Source organism: Pseudomonas sp. SGAir0191 (assembly GCF_002812565.2).
GTDB classification, from domain to species: domain Bacteria; phylum Pseudomonadota; class Gammaproteobacteria; order Pseudomonadales; family Pseudomonadaceae; genus Aquipseudomonas; species Aquipseudomonas parafulva_B.
Map to the genome: position 1 here is coordinate 137,241 of NZ_CP025035.2, position 8,208 is coordinate 145,448.

5 protein-coding genes are annotated in these 8,208 nt (G+C 59.6%); 2 read left to right on the forward strand and 3 right to left on the reverse strand.

The genetic code is table 11. The features are described from left to right. Positions 1-78: 78 nt before the first annotated feature. Complete coding sequence (locus tag CWR53_RS00660; protein ID WP_058606120.1) at positions 79-768, reverse strand: GntR family transcriptional regulator; 690 nt, start codon at positions 766-768, stop codon at positions 79-81. A gap of 201 nt (positions 769-969) precedes the next feature. Between CWR53_RS00660 and lapG the strand changes: the two genes are divergently transcribed. Further along, positions 970-1,731 carry a cysteine protease LapG gene (gene lapG / locus CWR53_RS00665; protein WP_178102757.1) on the forward strand — a complete coding sequence of 254 codons (762 nt, stop codon included), beginning with the start codon at positions 970-972 and terminating at the stop codon, positions 1,729-1,731. 10 nt (positions 1,732-1,741) lie between these two features. Next, positions 1,742-3,700, forward strand: a complete 1,959-nt coding sequence (gene lapD, locus CWR53_RS00670; protein ID WP_100850568.1) for a cyclic di-GMP receptor LapD — start codon at positions 1,742-1,744, stop codon at positions 3,698-3,700. Between the two features lie 43 nt (positions 3,701-3,743). On the opposite strand, the gene CWR53_RS00675 is transcribed toward lapD, so the two are convergent. Together CWR53_RS00675 and CWR53_RS00680 are read right to left on the reverse strand one after the other, a co-directional pair. Next, positions 3,744-5,120, reverse strand: a complete 1,377-nt coding sequence (locus CWR53_RS00675) for an HlyD family type I secretion periplasmic adaptor subunit (protein WP_100850569.1) — start codon at positions 5,118-5,120, stop codon at positions 3,744-3,746. Then, positions 5,110-7,266 carry a type I secretion system permease/ATPase gene (locus tag CWR53_RS00680; protein ID WP_028687928.1) on the reverse strand — a complete coding sequence of 719 codons (2,157 nt, stop codon included), beginning with the start codon at positions 7,264-7,266 and terminating at the stop codon, positions 5,110-5,112. The genes CWR53_RS00675 and CWR53_RS00680 overlap by 11 nt, the downstream gene beginning before the upstream one ends. Between the last annotated feature and the right edge of the window lie 942 nt (positions 7,267-8,208).

An 8,208-nucleotide genomic window follows, 5' to 3' on the forward strand; every position in this document is an offset into this window, starting at 1 on the left:
CAGGGCTTAAATGATAATTAGTCTCATTGTTTCGCCCGGCGCGAGATTTTGCAACCTACCTGTCGATACCCAAGCCATTCAGTGGGGTCGCTGGCTGTCCAAATACCTTCGAATGGTCACAGCTGCGCTGTTGAGGTGATGCTCCAATACCGCAATCGCATCGTTCACACGTTTGGCACTGGCAGCATCGACCAAGGCTGTGTGATCGTCCTGGGTGAGCTTGCCCAGGCCCATCGACGAAAGATGAAAGCGCAGAAACCGCTCCTCCTGCATCAATTCGTTATCGATCAAGCGCAGCAGTTTCTGGTTTGCTGCTTTGCTATACAGCACCATGTGAAGCTCACGATTAAGGCGAGCAATCTCGGCATGTCGCGTCTCGTTTTCCAGTTGCTGGATACAACTGCGGGCCTTGGCGATGTCCTGAGCCGTCAGAAACGGAATGGATTGGCGCAACGCCTCGCTCTCGAGCAGAACACGCAAGTCGTAGGCATCTGCCGCATCCTCGCCGATCAGCGGCGCGACGACTGCGCCCTTGTGAAGCTCCACGTTCAACAGTGACTGCGCCTCCAGTTGACGCAACGCCTCACGCACGGGCATACGACTGACGCCATAAAGTGTCGCCAATTCCTGTTGCCTGATTGCCGTTCCGGGAGGCAAACGACCCTCGAGAATGGCACCGCGCACGCGTTCTTCGATAACGCCGCGGGCCAGATGTGGCAGCAACTGTTCACTGTTCAACACGCTGCTCAGTTTGATTTTGTCGGCCACGCAACGCCTGCCTTAAACGATTACCAAAGTTGGATCCAATGACACAGTTATAGCTGTATGACGTGTCAAATGCCGGCTTCTACAAAGCCATGCCTCAGGGCGCGGCTATGGTGGATGAAGTTGCTCTGCAAAGGAAGTGACATGACCCGCGCGGCAAGCGTTGATGCGGCGGACGCCGACCGGGAGGCCGATGATCGCGATGTGCCATTGTCTTTTGCGGTGTCAGGCCGCACCATCGCTTCTTTTGACTGGCCTGGACAGGGCTTGGCAGTGGCGATCACCCCGATGCTCAAAACCGTGCTGCACCGAGTTGCCCTGGCTGCGCTGCTGGGTGGCCTGCTGCTGGGCGGTTTGCATGCCGACTGGGATTTCGCCCAGATCAGTCGCAAGTCGCAAGCGCTGTACGGGCCCTTGGGGGAGGGCAAAGCGCGGATCGATGCCTGGCAAAACCTCATGGCCACCCAGAAGCAGGGGACAGAGCTTGAGCGTCTGCAGGTGGTCAACCGGTTCTTTAACCAACAATTGCGCTACGTCGAGGATATCGATCTATGGCACGAGGTCGATTACTGGGCAACGCCGGTCCAAGCACTGATAAAAGGGGCTGGCGATTGCGAGGATTACGCTATCGCCAAGTACTTCAGCCTCAGGCGCATGGGCATCCCCAGCGAGAAATTGCGGATCACCTACGTCAAGGCCTTGCGACAGAACCGGGCACACATGGTACTGACTTATTATTCAACGCCCCAGGCGCAGCCGTTGGTGCTCGACAGCCTGATGGACGCGATCAAGCCAGCCAGCCAGCGTCCCGACCTGTTGCCCGTCTATGCCTTCAACGGTGAAGGCCTATGGCTGACAGGCGCCGGTGGCAACAAGAAAGTGGGCGACACCAAGCGCTTGTCGCGCTGGCAGGACCTATTGAAAAAAATGCAGGCCGAAGGCTTCCCGGCCGAGCCGGTTTACTGAAGGAGCACAGATGTCACTGTTCAAACAATTGCTGTTGGCTATTTGCCTGTTCCTGGTAGTGGCGTTCACCGGCAGTTTCATGGTCAGCCTGGAGAGTTCGCGAAGCCAGTATGTCAACCAGCTGCGCTCGCATGCACAGGATGCAGCCACTGCGCTGGCCCTGTCGCTTACGCCCAATATCGATGACCCTGCCATGGTCGAGCTGATGGTGAGTTCGATCTTCGACAGTGGCTACTACGCCAGTATCAAGGTGGTGGACCTGGCTTCCAATACGGTGCTCGTCGAGCGCCATGCCGAACCCGACCCTGGGGGCGTACCCCGTTGGTTCGTTCACCTGATCGGCTTGGAAGCTGCCGGCGGTGATGCGTTGGTCAGCCGTGGCTGGCAGCAGGCGGCACGCGTCGAGGTCATCAGCCACCCCATGTTCGCCATTGCCAAGCTCTGGCAAAGCGCGCTGGGCAGCCTGGGCTGGCTACTGCTCTGTGGTGCTGCCAGCGCCATCCTGGGCGCGTTGCTGCTGCGCCGGCAGCTCAAGCCGCTGGACTACATGGTCGAACAGTCCCATGCCATCGCCAGGCGTGAATTCCTGAGCCTGCCTGAACTGCCCCGCACGCCCGAGCTCAGGCGCGTTGTCCAGGCCATGAACCAGATGGTCGAAAAGCTCAAGGCACTGTTCACCGAGCAGGCCGAGCGCAGCGAGCGGTTACGCGCCGAGTCCTACCAAGACACCTTGACCGGCCTGTCCAACCGTCGCTATTTCGAAATGCAGCTCAATGCTCGGGTCAGCAACCTTGAGGAAGCACGGGCAGGCTACCTGTTGTTGCTTCGGGTTCAAGGCCTGGCGGGCCTCAACGCGCGTCTAGGGGGCCAGCGCACGGATCAGTTGCTGCAGGCGGTTGGTGAGCAATTGCGCCGCGCCTGCGCGAGCTTCCCGGAAACCAACGACCTGATTTCCCGCAGCCGTGGTGGGGAATTCGCCGTACTGGCACCTGGTATGGTGCATGAAGAAGCCATACAGCTGGCCCAGGCGCTCGAGGCCACGCTGCAGAGCCTGCATGAGACGGGCGCTACCGATATTCAACCGGTGGCCTGCATCGGCTTGGCCCCCTTCAGCCCGGGCGACGCTCCCCCAGCCCTACTCAAACTGGCTGATGAGGCCCTGGCACGCGCGGAGAACCAGCCAACCCCAGGTTGGGTCTGCCTGGAGCAAGGCGTCGCTGCCGTGGCTGCCGACAGCCAGCACGACTGGCATGAGCGCCTCGACCAGGCCTTCACCAACGGCCACTTCGAGCTGTTCTTCCAGCCGGTGGTCGATTGTGCAACTGCCCAGCATGTGCTGCACCACAAGGTGATATCCCGCCTGAAGGATCGACAAGGCGAGGCGCTGCCAGCCGGTCGATTCCTCCCTTGGCTCGAGCGCTTTGGCTGGATGCCAAGGCTGGACCTTCTGGTGCTGCAGAAGGTGCTGGCGCACATGCGTGGCCACGACCAGGTGCTGGCGCTGAACCTCTCCGCCGCTACCTTGGCGGACGCCCAGGCTCTGCACCGCATTTTCGAACTGCTCAGCCAGAACGTCGCTCTCGGATCGCGTTTGGTGTTCGAAATCGGAGAAGAGCAGCTACCAGACCAGCCGGCGTTGGAGAAACTGACCCGAAGGCTGCATAGCCTTGGCTTCGGCCTGGCACTGCAACGGTTTGGCGGGCGCTTCAGCATGATCGGCAATCTGTCCCACCTTGGGTTGGCCTACCTGAAGATTGATGGCAGCTACATCCGCAACATCGACCATGAGCAGCACAAACGTTTGTTCATCGAGGCGATCCAGCGTGCCGCGCACAGCATCGACCTGCCCCTGGTGGCCGAGCGCGTGGAAACCGAAGGCGAGCGCGCAGTGCTCTGCGAAATGGGTGTAGGGGGGATTCAGGGGCAGTTGGTGGGTGAACCTGCCCCTTGGGCGCACCATAAGCGCTGACCCACAGTAATGAGGGCCCGCACGAGACCGTGCGGGCACCGCCTCAGCGTTCGCGCAAGGCCTCGGAGCGGGCTTTCATGATGGGCTTGAGCAGGTAGCTCATGATGGTCTTCTTGCCGGTCATGATATCGACCGTCGCCACCATACCGGGAATGATCAGCAGCGGCTTGTCATCGGTGCCCAGATGGCTGCGGTCGGTACGCAGCTTGATCAGGTAGTACGTGGTCTTCTTGTCTTCGTCGGTGATGGTATCGGCGCCGATCTGCTCGAGCTTGGCCTTGAGCCCCCCGTAGATGGTGTAGTCGTACGCGGTGAACTTGACCGTGGCTTCTTGGCCCGGGTGCAGGAAGGCAATGTCCTTTGGCAGGATCTTGGCCTCGATGACCAGCGTATCGTCCAGCGGCACGACCTCAATGATGTCGCTGCCTGGCTGAATCACGCCGCCGATGGTGTTGACCAGCAACTGCTTGACGATACCCCGTACAGGCGAGGTGACCATGGTGCGGTGGACACGATCATCCAGCGCCTTGCTGGTAGCGGTCGCTTTGTTCAGTTCGGTCCGGGCCTCGTTCAGTTGGGTGAGCGCCTCGCTTCGGAACTTGCCGCGGGTCTCCTCGATCTTGCTCTGTACTTCTCGAACGGCCGCTTCGGCACGGGGGATGGCCAGCGACGTGGAATCGAGCTGACCACGGTTTTCAACCTCGGCACGACGCAAGCGCAACACTTCCACCTGGGAAATGGCACCCGTCGCGACCAAAGGCTCCGACATGCTGATCTCTTTACGCAGTAGCTCAAGGCTGTTGGCGTACTGCCCGCGCTTGGAGCTGTACTCGCGAAGTTCCTGCTGGCGCTGGACCAGTTGCTGTTGCAGTCCGCCAATCTCGTCCTGAAGCTGCTGGCGCCGACTCTGGTACAACGATTCTTCGCTGGCCGCTTGGCTAGGTGCGGCCTTGCGCAATTCTTCGTCGATTTCAAGCGGCTTGCCGTCAACCTCTGCGCTCAGGCGCTGAACTCGCAGGGCCATGGACAGCCGATCGGCTTCCGTTTCCCCCACGTTGGAGGCGAAGCGGGTCTCATCCAGGCGCAGCAGAGGCTGCCCCACCTCGACGATTTCGCCTTCCTTGGCGAAGATTTCCGCCACGATGCCGCCTTCCAGGTTCTGGATTTTCTGCACCTTGGATGACGGGATGGCCTTGCCCTCACCACGCGTCACCTCATCGATGGGCGCAAAACTGGCCCAGACGATCAGAAATACAAAGAACAGAATGACGCCCCAGATCGTCAGGCGCACCACACGCGGCGCATCTTCGATAAGGGCCTTGTTGACCTCTGGCAGCGGCTGACCGCCCAGCGAGTCACTGCCTTTGAAGTAACGCCGCAGGCCTTCCTTGAGTTGCCCGAAATCCAGCTTATGCGACACTGATCTGCCCCTTCTTCAACGCATCCATGACGGCCGCTTTCGGGCCATCGGCAACGATCTGCCCGCGATCGATCACGATCAGGCGGTCCACGAGTGACAGCAGCGAAGCCCGGTGAGTCACCAGCAGCACCGTCTTGCTTTCCACCACAGCCTGCAAGCGCTGTTTCAAGCGTTCCTCGCCGGTGTTGTCCATGGCGCTCGTGGGTTCGTCGAGCAGCAGGATCTGTGGGTTCAACAGCAAGGCGCGGCCCAAGGCCACGTTCTGACGCTGCCCGCCGGACAGGTTCTGCCCACGTTCGCCTACCTGCAGCTCGTAGCCGTCCGGATGCAGCCGCGCGAATTCATGCACGCCCGCAAGCTCGGCCGCCTGCAAGATCATTTCGTCGTCGATGTAGCGGGCCCCGCTGACCAGATTGTCCCGCAGCGTGCCCGCCAACAGCTGAATGTCCTGGGGCACATAACCAATGTTGTGGCGCAGTTCGCTGACATCGATCTGGCGAATATCCACGCCGTCGACCAGCAATGAGCCGCCATCGGCCTCGTACAGGCCAACGATCAGCTTGGCCAGTGAACTCTTGCCCGACCCGCTGCGCCCGATGATCCCCACCTTTTCGCCAGGGCGGATGGTCAGGTTGATGTTCTTAAGCGCCATGTTCTGCTGGTTGGGGTAGGTGAAGTCCACGCCGCGGAACTCTACGCTGCCCTGCAATACTCTGCGGCTGAGCGGGCGCTCTTCGAAGTTGCGCTCTTGCGGCAGCTCCATCATGTGGTCGGTGGACACCATGGTCACCTTGGCTTGCTGGTAGCGAGCCAGCAGACCATTGAGCTGCCCTAGCGGCCCAAGGGCACGGCCGCTGAGCATGTAGCACGCTACCAGGCCGCCCATGCTCAGGTTGCCGTCGATGATCAGGTAGACACCCACGCAGATCATCGCCACCCCTGCCAGCTGCTGAATGAGCAGGGTGATGTTCATCGCCAGGCTCGACAGGACCTTGACGCGCAACTCCAGCCGGCTGAGGGTACCGAGCGTCTGCTCCCACATGTACTGTCGCTCGCTCTCGGCGTTGTTGACCTTCACCGCGTCCAACCCTGCCAGGGTCTCGATCAGGCTCGACTGGCGCTCCGATGCCAGCGCCATGGTCCGCTCCATGGTCGCCATCAGCGGCCGCTGCAGTGCATAGCCGATGCCCAGGGCCAGCGGGAAGGCGATGATCGGAATCCACACCAGGTGCCCGCCGATGATTGCAATGACGATCAGGATGAGCACCGTGAACGGCAAGTCGATCAGGCTGGTCAGCGTCAACGACGCCAGGAAGTCACGTAATCCCTGGAACTCGTGAATGTTCTGGGCAAAGCTACCTACTCGGGCCGGCCGATACTTCATCGACATGCCCACGATGCGTTCGAACAGTGTCGCCGAAATGATCAGGTCGGTCTTTTTCCCTGCAAGGTCCAGGCATAACCCGCGCAGACCCTTGAGGATCAGGTCGAAGATATAGGCACCCGCGATACCGACCGCCAGCACCCATAGGGTCGAGGTCGCCTGGTTGGGAACGACCCGGTCATACACGTTCATTACGAACAGTGGCGCGGCGAGGGCGATCAGGTTGATCACCAGGCTGGCGGCGATGGCATCGATGTACAGCCACTTGCTGCGCAGCAGCGTATCTCGGAACCAGGATTTGGCCCGCGGGATCAAGTTGCCATGGTTGACGTCGAATTTGTGCTGCGGCTGAGCGAAGAACACTCGCCCGCTGTAGTCGTCCTGAAGCGTCTCGCGGCTGACCTGCACTTCGCCGCCATCGCTTTCGCTCAGCAACAGCCGCGCGGTGTCTTCGTTTTCCCACCCGAGCAACACAGCGCTGCGTCCACCCTTGAGCAACAGGATGGCGGGCATGGCGATGCTTGGGATCTGCTCCAGCTTGCGCTGCAACAGGCGGCCCTGCAGGCCGGCCCTGGCCGCCGCACGGGGCAGCAGCTCGGGGCTCAGGCGCTGGGCGGGCAAAGGCAGGCCCGTGGTAAGCATGACCCGGCTGGCAGGTTTCTGGTGCAGTACACACAAGCTCAGCAGACTATCCAGCAAAGGATCGTCGTGCTGACTACGTGGGTCATGGTTGAGCTGGACTCGACTGACTTCTGATTCCACGCGGCGCTCTCTTCATCCTTGTGGTGGGTGGGGGTGAGCTGGCTGCCGATCATTTAATGGCAGCAAACTCAGGCATTCAGTGGGGCAATGCATGTCGGCGCCCGGCAGGCGTGCAGCGAGCGATGCAGTGTGTCGCCAATGGTCGCCTTGAATAAGGTGGTGAGTAAACAACTGTATTGGTCTCTTTACTACATGACGCTGATCAGCAGACAAACGTTTCATTTCTGAATCACTCTGCAACCCAGGCTTCAGCTGCTGAGAAAGGAGCAGAGAAACGACATGTATTGGGCCTGTCATTACAGCCTAGCTTAATGTCATTTATCAGGCGCTGGTTTGCTGGCGGTCGTGCAACCCATGTTAGGTAAAATTCATGCCTTAAAGCCCACCTCCTTGGTCGACTCTGGCCGATAATCGCAGGCGCGTGGCAAGGCCTGGTTTAGGCGATGAGCGCCTTCGGCTGCCAGTTATTCTGCGGTGAGCCAGCCTGAAAATTTGCAGCACCTCGAGCCATTCTCGGACATGTAATCGGCAAGGTTTATGCTTACGAGACTGAGGAATGCGGCGTCAATAAACAAAATTGACCTTCTGTTGACGCTGTCGGTCCTATTGAGCCCGACGAACGGTTGAAAAGCATGTGATTTCTGGCCGCTGTCATCACTTGGGCCCGCATGCTCTGTGCCATTGCGCTGTTTTAATGACGCAACGCATTTGCTGTTGATTGGCCCTTGGCTAAGGTAAAAATATCAATGTGACATTACCTTGGTGATTGTTTAGGATGGCCAATATAAGGTCAATAGTTTGGCAGAAATCTAACTTCATGTCGTCATAGACAGAATGTTGACGCAATCAAGCGTCAAGAGAACATCGACATAATTCCTGTTCAGGTGGCTGCGGATGCCGCTCTGGCACAGAAGTACCCCAGCGGGTCACACGGAGAGTCCA

Coding starts and splice junctions, on each gene's coding strand:
- lapD (WP_100850568.1), top strand. CDS start 1,742: ATGTCACTGTTCAAACAATTGCTGTTGGCTATTTGCCTGTTCCTGGTA.